This is a genomic window from Streptomyces sp. NPDC021225 (assembly GCF_044332865.1).
Classification (GTDB): Bacteria; Actinomycetota; Actinomycetes; order Streptomycetales; family Streptomycetaceae; genus Streptomyces.
On record NZ_JBIRPV010000002.1, the window covers coordinates 451,707 to 468,046 of the forward strand.

Below are 16,340 nucleotides of genomic sequence, written 5' to 3' on the forward strand. Positions count from 1 at the left end.
CTCACTCGCCCGAGAGGAGCTTGACCGGGTCGAGGGTGTCCTCGCCCTTGCTCCAGTTGCACGGGCACAGCTCGTCGGTCTGGAGGGCGTCGAGGACCCGCAGGACCTCCTTGGGGTTACGGCCCACGGAACCGGCGGTCACCATGGTGAACTGGATCTCGTTGTTCGGGTCGACGATGAAGACCGCGCGCTGCGCGAAGCCGTCCTCGCCCTCGACGCCGCAGTCCCGCATCAGCTCGTGCTTGGAGTCGGCCAGCATCGGGAAGGGCAGGTCACGCAGGTCGGCGTGGTCCTTGCGCCAGGCGTGGTGGACGAACTCGGAGTCGCCGGAGACACCGAGGATCTGCGCGTCACGGTCGGCGAACTCGTCGTTCAGCTTGCCGAACGCGGCGATCTCGGTCGGGCACACGAAAGTGAAGTCCTTCGGCCAGAAGAACACGACGCGCCACTTGCCCTCGTAGGACTTGTGGTTGATCTGCTCGAACTCCTTGCCGCTCTCCAGCGACACACAGGCGGTCAGATCGTACGTGGGGAACTTGTCACCGACAGTGAGCACGTGCTCTCCTTGCAGCTTTCAGCGGAGAAAACCCTTATGGGGTGGTTTCCTCGGGGTTGGACTGAACCACCCTGTCATACTCGGCATTGATCAGTGAAATAGCTAGACTAGGTGCTCTTGATCGGAGGTGGTTATCAGTTGGTCGCACCGACCACACCCGGGGGCAAGCCCCGTCAGCCCAGCCTCGCCCAGCTCAGGGCGTTCGCCGCGGTCGCCGAGCAGCTGCACTTCCGCGATGCCGCGGCCGCCATCGGCATGAGCCAGCCCGCGCTCTCCGGGGCCGTGGCCGCGCTGGAGGAGGCGCTCGGGGTGCAGCTCCTGGAGCGTACGACGCGCAAGGTGCTGCTCAGCCCGGCGGGGGAGCGGCTGGCGGCGCGCGCCCGTACGGTGCTGGAAGCGGTGGGCGCGCTGATGGACGAGGCGGAGGCGGCGCGGGCGCCGTTCACCGGGGTGCTGCGGCTCGGGGTGATCCCGACCGTGGCGCCGTATCTGCTGCCGACCGTGCTGCGGCTGGTGCGCGGCCGCTATCCGCTGCTCGACCTCCAGGTACACGAGGAGCAGACCGCCTCGCTGCTGGACGGGCTCGCCCAGGGCCGGCTCGATCTGCTGCTGCTCGCGGTCCCGCTGGCCGCCCCCGGGGTGGTCGAACTACCGCTGTTCGACGAGGACTTCGTGCTCGTCACGCCCCAGGACCACTGGCTCGGCGGACGGAGCGACATCCCTCGCGCGGCGCTGAAGGAGCTGGATCTGCTGCTGCTCGACGAGGGCCACTGCCTGCGCGACCAGGCCCTGGACATCTGCCGCGAGGCGGGCCGTACGGAGGGCGCCCCGGTGACCACGAGCGCCGCCGGGCTCTCCACGCTGGTGCAGCTGGTCGCGGGCGGCCTCGGGGTGACGCTGCTGCCGCGTACGGCGCTGCGCGTGGAGACGGGGCGCAGTGAGCAGCTGGCCACCGGCTACTTCGCCGATCCGGCACCCGCGCGCCGGATCGCGCTCGCGATGCGGGCGGGGGCGGCGCGGCAGGAGGAGTTCGAGGCGTTCGCGGGGGCGCTGCGGGAGGCGATGGGGGTGTTGCCGGTGCGGATCGTCAAGGGGTAGCGGGTCAGCCCTTTTGCCGTCCCGCCTGCAACAGCTCGGACACATCGAGGGTGACCTTGGCACCGATCGAGTCGGGGAGGGTGATCTGCTCGCCGGGAGCATGGACACAGTGGGTGTCGTATCCGCCCGCGCCGGGGTCGGTCAGCACATGGACCTGGCCGTGCTTGCGGTTGACGATCAGATACACCGGGATCTTGGCCTCGGCGTATACGGCAACCTTGTTCCGTAGGTCGTTGTTGTAGTTGTTCGAGGTGACTTCGACGATCAGACGGAATACTTCCGGGCCGTAGCAGTTGTTCTCACGCTGGTGCTCCATGATGTCGGCGTCCACGATCGCGAGGTCCGGAATGGCGTAGTCGTCCGGTCCGGTCGGCAGCCACACGCCGATCCTCTGGATTACCTCCGTTTCCTGCCCATGAAGGTCCGCTGCGAAGAAGTTCCCCATAAGGTCGGTCAGGACCACCGCATGCGACATATCGGGGAGAGCGGTCACGGTGAGCACTCCGCCGATGATCTCGGCTCGCCACCCCGGGAGCCGGTCCATGAGCAGGTTGGCTTCCTCGAGCAGAGTCAGCGGCTTGCGCTTAACACGCGGCTCGGCGGTTGCGGACAAAGCGGGCCTCCCAGCGGCTGTCGAGACCATCGTCGTGGCCGCGCCACCGTCATGTGTCCCGTAAGACGGGATTCACTCCAACGGGTGGCATAAACCCCGAAACACCCGACCGCCGGGCCCTTTCCCCAGGTGGGAAGGGCCCGGCGGCAACAAGCGCGCCGATCGTGCGCTACTCCGTACGGAGCCCTTCCGGCCGCATCATGCGCCACAGCGGCCCCATGCTGACCAGGGTCACCAGCAGGATCACGCCCGCGCCGATGCCGGTCATCGTGGTGACGCTCGCCCAGTCCACGGCGATCGGCTCGTCGACCATCTTGAGCAGGATCGCCCCCAGGGCGATGCCGCCCGCGACCGACAGGGCCAGGCCCAGGACCACCGGGATCGCGGTCTGCCACAGGACGGACCAGCCGAGAGTCGCGCGGCGGGTGCCGAAGGCGACCAGGACCGAGAGGAGCTTCTTGCGTTCGCGCAGCTGCTCCAGCATGGAGACGATCATGCTCGCGCCGATCAGCAGCAGGGTGGCCGAGGCGCCGATGAACAGGCCGCGCTTGATGGTCCGGAACTCGTCCGACTGCTTGGTGCTCTGCAGCTCGTAGGTGTCCGGCTGGGAGGAGAGCCGGGCAGCCGTGTTGCGGGCGTACTCGATGGCGTCCGGGACCTTCGGGTCGAGCCGGAGCATCATCTGCACCGAGGGCTCGTCCAGGTCGGCGATGTCCAGCGCGCCCGGGGTGGCCAGGATGCCGGAGTGCTCGCTGCCCCGCGGGTCCTTCTTGAGGTCCACGACGGGCGTGGACTTGGGGATCGTCCACAGCAGCGGCTTGCTGCGGGAGGGGTTGTAGTCCTCGTCGAAGTTGAGGTTGACCGTCGCGCCCGGTTGGGTGAAGTAGGTGTCCTTGTCGTCGAACTCGGCGGGCTTGGTGACGAAGACGTCGCCGTCGCGGCAGTCGCCGATCCGCGCCAGCTCCTTCAGCGTGCGGCAGTCGCCGACCATCACGCTCTGGACCGGGATGTCGCCCGGGGCCTTGACCTTGCTGTTCGGGTCGCTGACCATTCCTTCGGTGACGCCGAGCGCGTCGCGCACGCCCTTGGTGCCGGTGTACTGCGCGATGGCGTCCCGCGCCTGCGCGCCGGTGTCCACCGGGATGTACGCCACCACATCGGCGCGGGTCGGGTCCTGTCCGGTGGAGGTGGTGTTGTCGCTCTCCGCGGCGGCGAAGAGCATGGTGATCGCGATCGCGCCGGCCACCGCGACCGTGATGCCGCTGACCGCGCGCGAGGCGGCGCCGCTGCTGAGCTGGAGCCGCCGGGTGGCGAGCTGCCAGGGGACGGGGCCGCCACCGAAGCGCTTGACGACGGCTTCGACCAGCCACGGCAGCAGCGCGGTGATGCCGACGAGCATCAGCACCGCACCGGCCGCGACCTGGTACATGTCGCCGTCGCTGCTCCCCGTTCCCGAGCTGAGGCGCGGCAGCAGCAGCGCGAGGCCGAGGACGGGGAACAGCAGCCGCCACCACAGGCGACGCGGCTTGGGCGCGGTGTTGCGTACGACGCCGAGCGGTTCGATGGTGATACTGCGCAGCGCGATCTGGGTGACCACGACGGCGCAGGTGGGCACCGCGACCATGATCAGCGTGGTGATGGCGGCCGAGGGCTGGACGTCGGAGGAGAAGACGCTGGTGCCGAACACCGCGACCCCGTCGATGAACTGCCTGACCAGCAGGAAGATCCCGGTGCCGACCACGAGTCCGAGGAGGGAGCCGACCAGTGCCTCGCCGGCCGCGATCCGCCGCGTCATCCGGCTGTCGGCGCCCACCAGGCGCAGCGCGGCGAGCCGTCGGTCGCGGCGCTCGCCGCCGAAGCGTACGGCGGTGGCGATGAAGATGGCCACGGGCAGGAGTAGCACCACACAGCCCACGACGATCAGCATCAGCAGGACCGGGTCCAGCTCCTGCTCCTGCTTCGGGGAGTTGTCACCCCAGTGGTCGAGACGGTTGCCGGCGCCCTCGACGGCGTCGGGTCCGACGCCCGCGTAGTAGAAGAGCTCGGCCGGTCCGGCCAGTCCCTCGTCGCCGATGGTGCCGACGATCTTGTAGTCGAGGCGTTCCCTGAGCAGCTTGTTGTCGCCGTCGGCGAGCAGCTTCTTCAGGGCGGGGGAGACCACCATCTCGCCGGTCGCGGGGATCCGGTCGACGCCCGGGGGCAGGGCCGGCCGGTCGCCGTCGGGGGCCAGCAGGAGCCCCGTGATGTCGGAGCCGCGGAAGGTGGTGCTTCCAAAGCCGAGCCGCACGGTGTTGGGGCCCGGTTTGACGTTGCTCGTGTAGCCGTTCGTGTAGGAGCGGGCGCTGGTGCGGTCGTCGCGCGCGGAGACGATATGCGGGACGGCGGCGGCGACCAGCAGCAGCGCCACGCCGAGCCCGACGCCGACCGCCGTCAGGAGCGTCCTGGTCCAGCTCTCCCGGCCGCCGCCGACCGCGAAGCGCGCCCCCGTCGCCAGGTCGGCGGCCCAGCGGCGCAGCCCGACCGGCTGGCGGGGCTCCGGGCGGGCGGGGGGCGCCGGGGGCGCTCCGCCGGGGGGCTGTTCCGCCTGCTCCGCAGCCCGCAGCGGGGTCACATGGCCGGCGCTCATCGGGCGCCCGCCATGTCCCGCGCCTTGCCGTCCCGTACGACGACCTCGCGGTCGGAGTACGCGGCGACGCGCGCCTCGTGGGTGACCAGGACGACTGCCGCGTTGGTCTCGCGGGCGGCCTCGGTCAGCAGCTCCATCACCCGCTCGCCGTTGAGCGAGTCGAGTGCGCCGGTCGGCTCGTCGGCGAACAGCACGCGCGGGCCGGTGACCAGCGAGCGGGCCACGGCGACCCGCTGTCCCTGGCCGCCGGAGACCTCGCCGGGCCGCTTGTCGCGCACATCGGCGACCTCCAGCCGCTCCAGCCAGACCAGCGCGCGGCTCTCCGCCTCCTTGCGCCCCACGCCGGTCAGCCGCAGCGGCAGCGCGACGTTCTCCACACAGCTCAGCTCGGGGACCAGCTGGCCGAACTGGAAGACGAAGCCGAACTCGCTGCGGCGCAGCGCGCTGCGCTGGGAGTCGGGCATGGCGGACAGCAGCCGCCCGCCGTACTGGACGGTGCCGGAGTCCGGGGTGACGATCCCGGCGAGGCAGTGGAGCAGGGTCGACTTGCCGGACCCCGAGGGGCCCATGACGGCCACGACCTCGCCCGCGTGGATCGAGAAGTCGGCGCCGTCCAGGGCGGGGGTCGGGCCGTAGGCCTTGTTCAGCCCTTCGGCTATGAGAAGCGAGCCTGCGGGAGTCATGGGGTTACCGCCTTGGCGAGTTGGCCGAGGCGCGCGGCGGTGAGCTCCAGCCAGCGCAGGTCGGCCTCGAGGTGGAAGAGGGCGTGGTCGCAGATGAGCTGATCGCTGAGGTCGCCGGTGCGCTTGCGCTGGGTGAGCTCGCGCATCAGGCGCAGATGCTCGGCACGCTGCACGTCGAGCAGGTCCGCGGCGTCCCGGCCGGTCATCAGCGCGAGGACGACCTTGGTGTAGAGGACGGACTGGAGGTACGGCTCGGGCTTCTCGGGCTGCCGGAGCCACTGCTCCACGTCGGTGATGCCGGCCTCGGTGATGGCGTAGCGCTTGCGCTCGGGGCCACCACCGTGCTCGATGCCGTCGACCTCGACGAGGCCGTTCTTCAGGAGCCGGGACATGGTCGAGTAGACCTGTCCGTAGTGCAGCGGGCGGTCGTGCCCGAATCTCTCGTCAAAGGCCCGCTTGAGGTCGTAGCCGTGGCGCGGGCCGGACTCCAGGAGTCCGAGCAGGGTGTGGCCGATTGACATGCGCAGCACTCTACACCATGCGTATACCTCGTGTGTATAGATGCGCGAGGCTGGGCGTTTCCGCAGGTGAGAGGGGTAGTCTCGCAAGCCCGCCCGGTTCCGCGGTGTCGAGCCCCTGTCCATGTGCGGCTCCGCCGCGTTGGGCTTCGCCGCGCCGGGGGGCTCCGCCCCAGACCTCCGGGCGGACCCTCCGGAATGCACATCCGGGTCGGGCGGGAGCTACTAGGGTGCGCGGGGTGAACGAACCTGCTTCCCGCCTGCCGAGCACCTTCCGCCTCATCGTCACGGGGGGTGGTACCGGCGGCCATACCTACCCCGCGCTCACCGCGGTCCGGGCATTGCAGGCCCGGCTGGCGGCCGACGGCCGCGCTCTCGATGTCCTCTGGATCGGCACGCCCGACGGTCTGGAGGCTCGCGTCGCCCCGGCCGAGGGCATCGCCTTCAAGACGGTCGCGACGGGCAAGATTCGCCGGTCTGCGAACCCGCTCAAGATGATCAGCCCGGCGAACGTCAAGGACATGGCGCGCGTGCCGCTCGGTGTCGCCCAAGCCCGCAAAATCGTGTCGGACTTCCGGCCGGACGTTGTCCTTGCGACCGGCGGGTACGTCGCCGTCCCGGCCGGGCTTGCCGCGCGGATGTGCAAGCGCCCGCTGGTGCTGCATGAACAGACGGTGCGGCTCGGGCTGGCGAACCGGAAGCTGGCTGGCTCGGCGACGCGCATCGCCGTGTCGTCGGAGTCGACGCTCCCGCTCCTCCCGGAGGCCGTACGGTCTGCGGCCGTCGTCACCGGGAACCCGGTCCGCCCGGAGGTGCTGGCCGGCCACGCGGAAAAAGCAATCACCGCGCTCGGGCTGACCGGCTTCGACCGGCAGCTCCCGACGCTCTACGTCACCGGCGGCGCCCAGGGCGCGCAGCAGATCAACAACGTTGTGCGGGACGCCCTCCCTTGGCTGCTGGAGCGCGCGAACGTGGTGCACCAATGCGGGCCGGCGAACGTCGAGGCCCTGCGCGCGAGCGCGGCCGGGCTCCCGCCGCAGCTCGCTGGCCGGTACTTCCTCACTGGGTTCGTCGGCCCAGAGCTACCCGACGTCCTGGCGCTCGTCGACGTCGTGGTCTCTCGCAGCGGCGCCGGCACCCTCGCGGAGCTCACCGCCCTCGGTAAGCCGGCCGTGTTCGTGCCGCTCGCCTCCTCGGCTGGGAACGAACAGGCGCACAACGCCCGCTACCTGGAGGAGGCAGGGGCTGCGGTCGCTCTTGAGGGGGAGGTCACCGCGGTGCGGTTGCGGGATGCTCTCGGACCGCTGCTGGCCGATCCGGCGCGGCGCGCGGGGATGGCGGAGGCGGCCCGGGTGCACGGGCGGCCGGACGCGGCGGACAGGCTCGTAGACGTGCTCCTGTCCGCCGCGTCCGGCGGCTGACCGGCCGGGGCCGGGTCTACGGGAGGTGCTGCGGGGCCCCGTTCTCGATGAGGCGGACGACGTCGGCGAAGGCATCCGGCTCCTTGCCCCAGGGGTCGGGGACGTCTCGGTCATCGAGGTAGAGGCCGAGCTTCGGCGCGGTCGCCTCGTCGGCGAGAATGAGCGCGGCCAGCGCTAGGCGGCAGCGGTTCCCGAGGCACACCGTCAGCAGCCGCCGCGGCCGGGGGTCACTGGCCGGCCCCCGCCGCGAGGACCTGCCGGAGCTCGCCGGCGACGTGCCGAGCGTCCACCTCCGTGAGGTGCTGGTGGAACGGCAACGTCATGATCTCCCGTCCCAGGCGCTCGGTGACCGGCAGCGGCCGGTGCCAGGCGGAGAAGGCCGGCTGCGTGTGGTTCGGCGGGTAGTGCACGCCGACGCCGATGCCGCGTTCCCGCAGCGCGCGGAACACCGCGTCGCGGCGGCCGTCGAGGACGCGGACGGCGCACATCGGCGGCACGGTGCGCGGCACGTCGGCGTCGACCAGGGCGATGCCGCCGACCCCCTCCAGCGCGGCGGCGTAGGCCCGCCACAAGGAGCGGCGCCGGGTCTCCGCCTCCGCGAAGTGGTCGAGCTGCACCAGCCCGACGGCGGCGTTGAGCGGCGACATCTGCACGCGCAGCCCGAACCCGTCAACGGTGTATGTCGTCGCCTCGGCGCGCCGGGCCGCGGACTCGATGATGCCGAGGCCGCGCAGCCGCCGACAGGTGTCGGCCTCCAGTGGCGTGCGGGGCACGATCGCGCCGCCGAGCCCGCACGTGAGGTTCTTCACCGGGCCGAAGGAGAAACACGTCACCACGCCGGTCGCGCCGACCCGGCGCTCTCCCTGGCAGGAGCCGAAGGCCTGCGCCGCGTCCTCGACGACGGTCACGCCCTGCTCGTCCAGCGCGGGCCGGGCCGGAGTGAGGTCGACGGCCCGGCCCCCGTAGAGAACCGGCATGACGGCGCGGGTATGCGGAGTGAGGGCGCCCAGGACCTCGGCGGGCTCGACGCAGCACGTGCGGGGGTTGACCTCGATGAACCGCGGCCGGGCCCCCGTCGCGATGATCGCCTGCACGGTCGCGCAGAACGTGAAGGAGGGCACCAGGACATCGTGTCCGGGGCCGACGCCGGCGGCGAGCATGGCGACGTGGAGGGCGGCCGTGCCGGAGGCGACCGCGACGACCTCCGACACCCCGAGGAACCCGGCAACGCGCTGCTCGAACTCCTCCGTGACCGCGCCGTGGTTGTACTGCCCGGCGCTCAACATCGAGGCGATAGCGGCCTCCTCGCCGCCGTAGAGGTACGGGCGCCCGTTCCGCGCGAGGTCCGGGGATGCGGTGCGGGTCATCGCGGGGTCCCTTCGCTGGTGGTCAGCGTCTCGACGTACTTCGTGAGGGTGATCTCCGGCTTGTACGTGAGCCGGTCATGGTCGACGTCCTGGCGGAAGAGGCCGCGGAGGTACTGCCCGACGTAGTCCGCGCCGGCCGCGACGGAGGCGGGGAAGCCTCCGCCGACCCTGGCGTTCGCCTCGGTGATGACGACCTGCTCCGGGCCCTCCTCGTCGCGGATGAAGCCCTGGACGCAGCACGCCCCGGTGACCCCGGTCGCGGTGAGCGCCGCCCGGACGCACTTGGCCGCCTCGGGGTCGGCGAACGTGCGGGAGACGACGGCGAGCCCGCCCTTGACCAAGAGTCGGTACCGGAGGATCACCGAGGCCCGACCGGCACGGTCAACGAGGCAATCCGCGGTGAACTCCCGGCCGCGGACGTGCTCCTGCACGACCGGCGCCGGGACGAGCTCGCATAACACCCGGGCCTGCTCCCGCGTCCGGCACACATGCACGCCCTTTGCGCCCTGCCCATACCGAGGCTTGACGACGAGGAGGCCGTCCGGCGCGCTGTCGAGCTCGTCCGGGAGGACAGTGCGAGGTGTCGGCACCCGGTGCTTGGCCAGCACAGCGGCGAACCGGGCTTTGTCTCCGCACGCCGTCGCCGCCTCCCGGGTCGGGAGCCAGGTGGTGACGCCAAGGTTCGCCAGGGGGCGGCGGAGGGCGATGAGCCTCGGGAGCTCCCGCTCAACCGTCGAGAGGACGGCGTCCGGGCGGGCCTTCGCGCACAGCCGGAGTACGGCCGCCCGGTACGCGGCGTCCGCCGCGGGTGGGAGGACGTGCGCGGTGACCTCCGGGAGGAGGAGCCCAGCCGCGTGCGGGTCCGCGTCGGCCGCGAGGACCTTGCAGCCGAGCTGCTGGAGGGACCGGGCGAGGTCGAAGCCGGGAGTGCTGCCGACCCCGGTCACGAGGATGCGCTTCGCCACGTCGGTCACCGCCCGGCCGGAGCGGCGGGCACGGCGCGCCGCGCGGGCGGAGGTGCGGCCTGCGGATTCCGCATGAGCGGCGCCCACCGGTCGGGGTTGCGGCGGTACCAGTCAGCGGCCTCGGCGAGCCCGCCCTCCAGGTCCCGGGCGGGCCGGTACCCGAGCTGGGCGGAGGCCTTCGAGCAGTCGATCGAGTACCGCAGGTCATTCGCCGGCCGGTCGGGGACGTAGGTGACCGCCTCCCGGGTCGCGCCGCAGATGCGGAGCAGGCGCTCGGTGAGCTCCCGGCCGGTGAGATCGGTTCCGCCGCCGAGGTTGTAGACCTCACCGGGGGTTCCGCTGTGGAGGACGGCCTCGACGCCGGCGCAGTTGTCTTCGACGTGGAGCCAGTTGCGGACGTGCTCGCCCCGACCGTGGAGGGTGACCGGCTCACCGCGCAGGAGCCGGGTGACGAACAGGGGGATGATCTTCTCGGGGTGCTGGTACGGGCCGTAGTTGTTCGAGGACCGCGTCACGCACACCGGCACGCCGTACGTCTGGAAGTAGCTAAGGGCGATGAGGTCGCTCGCGGCCTTCGACGCGGCGTAGGGGACGGACGGACGGAGCGGGAACTCCTCGGTGGCCATGCCTTCCAGGAGCGGGCCGTACACCTCGTCTGTCGAGACGTGCACGAACTTCTGCACCTCGTGCCGCATCGCGGCGTCGAGGAGGGTCTGCGTGCCGCGGACGTTCGTCTCCAGGAACGTCCCGGCCGCGAAAAACGAGCGGTCGACGTGGGACTCCGCGGCGAAGTGTACGACCGCCGTGTGCGCGGCCATCAGACCGCCTACGAGTTCGGCGTCGAGGATGTTGCCGTGGACGAATGTCAGCTTCGGGTTGAAGAACGCCGTCCCCAGGTTCTCGATGTGGCCGGCGTAGGTGAGGGCGTCGAGGACGGTCACGGTCGCGACGTCGTCCGCCGCAAGGATGCGCTTGACGAAGTGCGAGCCGATGAAGCCCGCCCCACCGGTCACGAGTACGTGTTCCATAGATGCCTCCATGGAGGGAAGGAGACGGCCCGGCGTTGACCGTGCCGTCAAACGGAGCTCCCGGGCCGATCGGCCGGGCGTGAACTCACCATGCGGGCCCGCCACCGGGGCCGGGAGGTACCCGGCGCCGGTCCGCACACGGTGTGCGAGGCCCGCACACGGCATGCATCCGTACGCCCTCCCCGCACTGGGGAGTTGGCACTAGCGTCATTGCTCCCGCCGTTCCGTAGGAGGCGCCTATGGACGTCACCAGAATCGCGCGAGAGATCGGGGCCGAACTCCGCAGCGCGCGGTGCCGTGCCCGGCTCACGCAGACCCAGGTCGGGAAAGTCGTCGGCTACTCAGCGAGCGCGGTCTCCCGGATCGAGGCCGGCCGAATGCGGCTGGAGTACGACCGGCTCCTTGCCTTCGCCGCGTTCCTCAACATCCCACTCGACAGGCTGGGCGGGACTCCTGTCCCCAGCCCGGCCCCGATCGATACGGTGGGGCGTCCAGCGGACGAGGAGGATGCGGTGCGTCGTAGGAACCTGCTCACCGGTGCGGCAGCGATCGGAGTGACGGCCGCGTTCGGCGCCCCTGCGGCGAGCGCCTCACCCACCGGGGGCGACCCGGCCGCGCCTCTTGAGGACTACCTCTTCCGGCTCCCCGCCGTCGCCCCGGTGCCGCTGGCGCGGCTGGTGCAGGAGACGGCGAGCGCGCGGGCGGACTTCCGCGCCGCTCGGTACACCGCCCTAGGCCGCTCTCTCCCGTCCCTCCTCGCCGCCGCTTCCGCGACGTGGGAGGAGGCGACAGGGCACGACCGGGAGAAGGCGAGCGTCGTCCTCGCCCGCTCATACATCCTCGCCGCGGAGCTCGCGCTCAAGCACCACAGCGATGCAGCCTGGGCCGCCGCCGACCGCGCGCTCACCGCGGCCCGCGCCTCCGGGCACCCGGTGCCCGTCGGGGAGGCCTCCCGTGTGCTGGCGATCACGATGCGCCGCTCAGGGAGCTGCCCCTCCGCTGTGCAGCTCCTCACCCGCGAGGCCGCAGACCTCGACGGCGGGCAGGAGCAGACGGGAGCGGTCCGTACGACGCTCCTGCTCACCGCGGCGTACAGCGCGGCGACGGGCAGAGACCGCACTACCGCGCTGGATCTCCTCGACGCGGCCAAGGAAGAGACCGCCCGCCGCGAGGCGACACCGTCCGGGCTGTTCACCGTCGATGCGACGCGCGCGCAGGTCGACGTCTACCGTATCGGCGTTCTCAACGCGCTCGGCACCCCGGACGAGGGAGTGAGCGTGGCGCGGCGGATCAACGTCGACAGCATGCCGACGCCGGAGCGGCGCGCCCGCTTCTGGACCGATACCGCCCGCATGTGGCACGCCCTCCGGGACGGTAGGCAGACCTTCGCGGCGCTGCGGCGTGTCGAGCAGGAAGCGCCGCAGGAGGTACGGCGGCCGGCGCTTCGGGCGCTCACCGCCGATCTGCTCTACGCACCGGCCCGCGTATCCGGGGTGCGGGAGTTCGCGGCCCGTACGGGCGCGATCTCCGCCTGACCGGCCCCACTCCGGGCCACGGTCAGGAGTGGGCGGACGTGTGGCCTCCCGGCCCATGGTCGGGTGGCCCCTCAACCAGATCTTCATCAGCTTTCTGAGCGGCCTCGGGGAGGTAGGGGTGGGCGTGCACCACTTCCCCGAGGCCGCTCAGCCCTCTGAGGGGTCGGGCTCCGGGGGATGAGGGGCTCGGGGCGGGCGGCCGCGGCGGGGGATGGGGGCCGCGGAGCGGGGCAGCCGCCCCGCCTCCGCGAGCGCCTTCCGCAGCAGGAACTCGATCTGCGCGTTGGCGCTGCGCAGCTCGTCCGAGGCCCAGCGCGCCAGCGCGTCATGGACCGCGGGGTCGAGCCGCAGCAGCATCTGCTTGCGCTGCCGCGGAGCCCGGCGCGCGCCCTCGCGCGCGTCCGGCTCCGCGGCCTCGTCCCGCTCGCCGCTCTCCGTCACTGGTAGAGCGTGCCCGTGTTGAGGACCGGCTGCGGGGCGCGGTCGCCGCACAGCACGACCAGCAGATTGCTGACCATCGCCGCCTTGCGCTCCTCGTCCAGCTCGACGATCTGCTCCTCGGAGATCCGGGCCAGCGCCGCCTCGACCATGCCGACCGCGCCGTCCACGATCTGCCGGCGCGCCGCGACCACCGCGCCCGCCTGCTGGCGCTGGAGCATCGCGGAGGCGATCTCGGGGGCGTACGCGAGATGGGTGAAGCGCGACTCGACGATGCGCACCCCGGCCGCCTCGACCCGCGCGTGCAGCTCGTGCGCCAGCTTCTCGGTGATCTCCTCGGCGTTGCCGCGCAGCGACAGCGCGTCCTCGTCGTGCGCGTCGTACGGGTACTCGATGGCGATATGGCGCACCGCGGCCTCGGTCTGGGTGGAGACGAACTCCAGGAAGTCGTCCACCTCGAACACCGCCTGCGCGGTGTCCTCGACCCGCCAGACGACGACGGCGGCGAGCTCGATCGGGTTGCCGTACGCGTCATTGACCTTGAGCACCGGGGTCTCGTGGTTGCGCACCCGGGTGGAGATCTTCTTGCGGCTGGTGAACGGGTTGACCCAGCGCAGCCCTTCGGTGCGGATGGTGCCCTTGTAGCGGCCGAAGAGCTGGACGACGCGGGCCTGGCCGGGGGCGATCGCGCACAGCCCGCGCATCGAGATGAAGGAGGCGATGATCACGAAGATGCCGAGCGTGATGAGCCCGGGGTTGCTGTTGTCCTCGTAGGCGTATTCGGAGGTGTCGGCTCCGGCCGCGATGAGGATGGGGCCCGCGGCCAGGCCGGCCAGGCTGAGCAGCAGCGCGAGCCCGCCGCTGATGCTGCGCGCGGGGCGCTCACGCACCGGGGTCCTGGGCTGCTCCGGTATGTCGGCGGCAGGTGTGATATCGGTCATGTCGGGCATGGAGTTCCCCCGTTTTCGCTGGTGCTGGGTGGTGCGGGGCCGTTCGGCCTTCTATCAAAGTGATAGCAGATTTATGGCGGAAGGCAACCCTTGGCCGCGGCCAGACGTCAGTTCCCACAGGGTGGGTGCTGTTTGTCACCTTCGGAAAAAGCTTGATCGATGAGTATTTGACGTCAGTTGCGGTGTTAGCTTCATGAGCTGAGTTGGGGGCTGACGTACGGGAGCGGCGGGAGCGGCGGGAGAGATGGGCAGAGCCGAAGAGCGGCGGGCGCGGCAGAAAAGCGCTCGCAGAGCCGGGAAGGGTGGCAAGAAGGCCGGTAAGAAGACCGGTATACGCCGCTTCTTCACCTGGAAGATGGTGCTGGGCTACTTCCTCTCGATGGGACTGCTGCTCATCGGCGCCTTCATCGTGCTCTACTTCTGGGTCGACGTACCCAACGCCAACGCCCTGGCCACGGCGGAGGCCAACGTCTACAAGTACAGCGACGGCAGCATCATGGCCAAGACGGGCAAGATCAACCGTGAGTCCGTACCGCTGTCGAAGATCCCCAAAGAGGTGCAGCACACCTTTGTCGCCGCCGAGAACAAGGACTTCTACAGCGACCCCGGCGTCTCGTTCACGGGCACCGCGCGCGGCATGATCAACACGCTGCTGGGCCGGGGCAAGCAGGGCGGCTCGACCATCACCCAGCAGTACGTCAAGAACTACTACCTCAGCCAGGAACAGACCGTCAGCCGCAAGCTGAAGGAGCTGGTGATCTCCCTCAAGGTCGACCAGCAGGAGTCCAAGGACGACATCCTCGCGGGGTACATCAACACCAGCTACTACGGGCGCAGCGCGTACGGCATCCAGGCGGCCGCCCGCGCGTACTACAACAAGGACGTCGAGAAGCTCACCGTGGCGCAGGGCGCCTACCTCGCCGCGGTGCTCCAGGCCCCCAGCCAGTACGACTACTCGGTGGCGGGCCCCAACGGCAAGCGGCTGGTCGAGCAGCGCTGGAACTACGTCCTGGACAACATGGTCGAGAAGCACTGGCTGGACGCGGGCGAGCGCGCGGGCCTGAAGTTCCCCGTTCCCGACGACCCCCGCCCCACCCCCGGCGTCGACGGCCAGGCGGGCTACTTCGTCGAGCTCGCCAAGCAGGAGCTGGCCAAGTCCGGGGTGAGCGAGGACGAACTCGCGGCCGGCGGCTGGACGATCACCCTCAACATCGACAAGAAGAAGCAGCAGGAGCTGGAGAAGGCGGTCCGCACCCAGCTGACCGACAAGCTCAAGCCGAAGGCGCGCACCGTCGACAAGCACGCCCAGGTCGGCGCGGTCTCGGTGAACCCGAAGAACGGCGCGATCGTGGCGATGTACGGCGGCGCGGGCGCCACCAAGCACTGGACCAACAACGCCACCCGCGCGGACTACCAGCCCGCCTCGACCTTCAAGCCGCTCATCCTCGCCTCCGCGCTGGAGAACGAATCCACCACCGAGGACGGCACCCCGATCCGGGCCAACACCGTCTACGACGGCGACAGCAAGCGGCCGGTCAAGGGCCAGGACGGCGGCGAGGTCGGGTTCGCGCCGCCGAACGAGGACAACAGGGACTACGGCCGGATCACCGTCCAGACCGCGATGAACAACTCCGTCAACTCGGTCTTCGCGCAGATGGCGGTGGACGTCGGCCTGAGCAAGGTCAAGAAGACCGCCACCGACCTGGGCATGAACGCCAAGGCGGGCGGCTTCGACGTGGCCCCCGCGATGTCGCTGGGCGTCATGGGCGCCAGCCCCAAGGACATGGCCGGGGTCTACGCCACCCTCGACAACCACGGCAAGAAGGTCACTCCCACCATCCTGAAGTCGGCGGAGAAGGGCGACCGGACCGTCGAACTTCCCGACACCACCGGCGACGAGGTGATCAGCCGCACCGCGGCGGACTCCGTGACCTCCGTCATGACCGGCGTGGTCGACCAGGGCACCGGCTCGGCCGTCAAGCAGAAGGGCCAGGCCGTCGCGGGCAAGACCGGCACCTCCGACGACAACAAGTCCGCCTGGTTCACCGGCTACACCCCGGACCTGGTCACCTCGGTCGGCATGTTCGGCGAGGGCCAGGGCGGCAAGCAGGTGACGCTGACCGGCACCGCCGGCGGCGGGCGCGTCAACGGCGGTGGCTTCCCGGCCCAGATCTGGGCCGCGTACATGGGGTCGGCGCTCGACGGCGAGGGGACCGCCAAGTTCGACCTGGACACCGACATGGGCGCGGCCGTCCCGCCGCCGCCGAGCAGCAGCTCCGCCGCCTCCTCGTCCGCCAGTGAGTCGGCGGACCCGACGACCTCGGCCCCGCCCACGGACGAGAGCCCGACGGCCTCCTCGTCCGCGCCCACCACCCCGCCGACGACGCCCCCGAGCTCCGGCGGCGAGTCGTCGACCGACACCACCACGCCGCCGACGACCCCGCCCACCTCGCCCTCCGTGGACACCCGCGGCTTCCACGGCGGCAGTACGGGCCCGAGCAAGAAGCACGGCTGACCCCCACACCGGGATCATCCGATACGC

At 70.9% G+C, this 16,340-nt stretch carries 15 protein-coding genes; 4 read left to right on the forward strand and 11 right to left on the reverse strand.

The window, feature by feature from the left end; all coding sequences use genetic code 11:
- Position 1: 1 nt before the first annotated feature.
- Complete coding sequence (locus ACH4S9_RS10180) at positions 2–556, reverse strand: peroxiredoxin (RefSeq protein WP_361183490.1); 555 nt, start codon at positions 554–556, stop codon at positions 2–4.
- Positions 557–694: 138 nt separating this feature from the next.
- Between ACH4S9_RS10180 and ACH4S9_RS10185 the strand changes: the two genes are divergently transcribed.
- Complete coding sequence (locus ACH4S9_RS10185) at positions 695–1,654, forward strand: hydrogen peroxide-inducible genes activator (RefSeq protein ID WP_398371062.1); 960 nt, start codon at positions 695–697, stop codon at positions 1,652–1,654.
- Between the two features lie 4 nt (positions 1,655–1,658).
- Here ACH4S9_RS10185 and ACH4S9_RS10190 read toward each other — a convergent pair whose 3' ends face one another.
- The 4 genes from ACH4S9_RS10190 to ACH4S9_RS10205 form a co-directional block, all read right to left on the reverse strand.
- A complete protein-coding gene (locus ACH4S9_RS10190) occupies positions 1,659–2,267 on the reverse strand; it encodes a Uma2 family endonuclease (RefSeq protein ID WP_398371064.1) in 609 nt (202 codons plus the stop codon).
- 169 nt (positions 2,268–2,436) lie between these two features.
- Complete coding sequence (locus ACH4S9_RS10195) at positions 2,437–4,893, reverse strand: FtsX-like permease family protein (RefSeq protein ID WP_398371066.1); 2,457 nt, start codon at positions 4,891–4,893, stop codon at positions 2,437–2,439.
- Positions 4,890–5,576, reverse strand: a complete 687-nt coding sequence (locus ACH4S9_RS10200; protein ID WP_352127892.1) for an ABC transporter ATP-binding protein — start codon at positions 5,574–5,576, stop codon at positions 4,890–4,892. The genes ACH4S9_RS10195 and ACH4S9_RS10200 overlap by 4 nt, the downstream gene beginning before the upstream one ends.
- Complete coding sequence (locus tag ACH4S9_RS10205; protein WP_014176769.1) at positions 5,573–6,097, reverse strand: PadR family transcriptional regulator; 525 nt, start codon at positions 6,095–6,097, stop codon at positions 5,573–5,575. The genes ACH4S9_RS10200 and ACH4S9_RS10205 overlap by 4 nt, the downstream gene beginning before the upstream one ends.
- Positions 6,098–6,324: 227 nt before the next feature.
- Between ACH4S9_RS10205 and ACH4S9_RS10210 the strand changes: the two genes are divergently transcribed.
- Positions 6,325–7,515 carry a glycosyltransferase gene (locus ACH4S9_RS10210; RefSeq protein ID WP_385340463.1) on the forward strand — a complete coding sequence of 397 codons (1,191 nt, stop codon included), beginning with the start codon at positions 6,325–6,327 and terminating at the stop codon, positions 7,513–7,515.
- Between the two features lie 16 nt (positions 7,516–7,531).
- Here the strand turns inward: ACH4S9_RS10210 and ACH4S9_RS10215 are convergent, their stop codons facing one another.
- Genes ACH4S9_RS10215 through rfbB form a run of 4 tightly spaced genes read right to left on the reverse strand, consistent with a single transcriptional unit; the run spans position 7,532 to position 10,875 of the window.
- Positions 7,532–7,717, reverse strand: coding sequence for a hypothetical protein (locus ACH4S9_RS10215; protein WP_385340461.1), 186 nt, complete (start codon positions 7,715–7,717; stop codon positions 7,532–7,534).
- Positions 7,718–7,742: 25 nt separating this feature from the next.
- Complete coding sequence (locus ACH4S9_RS10220; RefSeq protein ID WP_311727521.1) at positions 7,743–8,882, reverse strand: DegT/DnrJ/EryC1/StrS family aminotransferase; 1,140 nt, start codon at positions 8,880–8,882, stop codon at positions 7,743–7,745.
- Positions 8,879–9,847: an ATP-grasp domain-containing protein gene (locus ACH4S9_RS10225; RefSeq protein WP_385340459.1), complete on the reverse strand. Its 969-nt coding sequence runs from the start codon at positions 9,845–9,847 to the stop codon at positions 8,879–8,881. Before ACH4S9_RS10225 ends, ACH4S9_RS10220 begins: the two co-directional genes overlap by 4 nt.
- A 5-nt stretch (positions 9,848–9,852) precedes the next feature.
- Positions 9,853–10,875: a dTDP-glucose 4,6-dehydratase gene (rfbB, locus tag ACH4S9_RS10230; RefSeq protein ID WP_311727523.1), complete on the reverse strand. Its 1,023-nt coding sequence runs from the start codon at positions 10,873–10,875 to the stop codon at positions 9,853–9,855.
- A 239-nt stretch (positions 10,876–11,114) separates the two neighbouring features.
- On the opposite strand from rfbB, the gene ACH4S9_RS10235 reads away from it, so the two are divergent.
- Positions 11,115–12,410 carry a helix-turn-helix domain-containing protein gene (locus tag ACH4S9_RS10235; protein WP_385340457.1) on the forward strand — a complete coding sequence of 432 codons (1,296 nt, stop codon included), beginning with the start codon at positions 11,115–11,117 and terminating at the stop codon, positions 12,408–12,410.
- A gap of 147 nt (positions 12,411–12,557) precedes the next feature.
- On the opposite strand, the gene ACH4S9_RS10240 is transcribed toward ACH4S9_RS10235, so the two are convergent.
- Positions 12,558–12,767 carry a hypothetical protein gene (locus ACH4S9_RS10240; protein ID WP_311727679.1) on the reverse strand — a complete coding sequence of 70 codons (210 nt, stop codon included), beginning with the start codon at positions 12,765–12,767 and terminating at the stop codon, positions 12,558–12,560.
- Between the two features lie 80 nt (positions 12,768–12,847).
- Positions 12,848–13,789: an SPFH domain-containing protein gene (locus tag ACH4S9_RS10245; RefSeq protein WP_361183484.1), complete on the reverse strand. Its 942-nt coding sequence runs from the start codon at positions 13,787–13,789 to the stop codon at positions 12,848–12,850.
- Positions 13,790–14,042: 253 nt separating this feature from the next.
- Here ACH4S9_RS10245 and ACH4S9_RS10250 point away from each other — a divergent pair, with 253 nt between their 5' ends.
- Positions 14,043–16,313 (forward strand): transglycosylase domain-containing protein, encoded by a 2,271-nt coding sequence (locus tag ACH4S9_RS10250; RefSeq protein WP_385340453.1) that lies wholly within the window; start codon positions 14,043–14,045, stop codon positions 16,311–16,313.
- The last annotated feature ends 27 nt before the right edge of the window (positions 16,314–16,340 follow it).

Coding starts and splice junctions, on each gene's coding strand:
- ACH4S9_RS10195 (WP_398371066.1), bottom strand. CDS start 4,893: ATGAGCGCCGGCCATGTGACCCCGCTGCGGGCTGCGGAGCAGGCGGAA.
- ACH4S9_RS10200 (WP_352127892.1), bottom strand. CDS start 5,576: ATGACTCCCGCAGGCTCGCTTCTCATAGCCGAAGGGCTGAACAAGGCC.
- ACH4S9_RS10205 (WP_014176769.1), bottom strand. CDS start 6,097: ATGTCAATCGGCCACACCCTGCTCGGACTCCTGGAGTCCGGCCCGCGC.
- ACH4S9_RS10220 (WP_311727521.1), bottom strand. CDS start 8,882: ATGACCCGCACCGCATCCCCGGACCTCGCGCGGAACGGGCGCCCGTAC.
- rfbB (WP_311727523.1), bottom strand. CDS start 10,875: ATGGAACACGTACTCGTGACCGGTGGGGCGGGCTTCATCGGCTCGCAC.
- ACH4S9_RS10235 (WP_385340457.1), top strand. CDS start 11,115: ATGGACGTCACCAGAATCGCGCGAGAGATCGGGGCCGAACTCCGCAGC.
- ACH4S9_RS10240 (WP_311727679.1), bottom strand. CDS start 12,767: ATGCTGCTGCGGCTCGACCCCGCGGTCCATGACGCGCTGGCGCGCTGG.
- ACH4S9_RS10245 (WP_361183484.1), bottom strand. CDS start 13,789: ATGACCGATATCACACCTGCCGCCGACATACCGGAGCAGCCCAGGACC.
- ACH4S9_RS10250 (WP_385340453.1), top strand. CDS start 14,043: ATGGGCAGAGCCGAAGAGCGGCGGGCGCGGCAGAAAAGCGCTCGCAGA.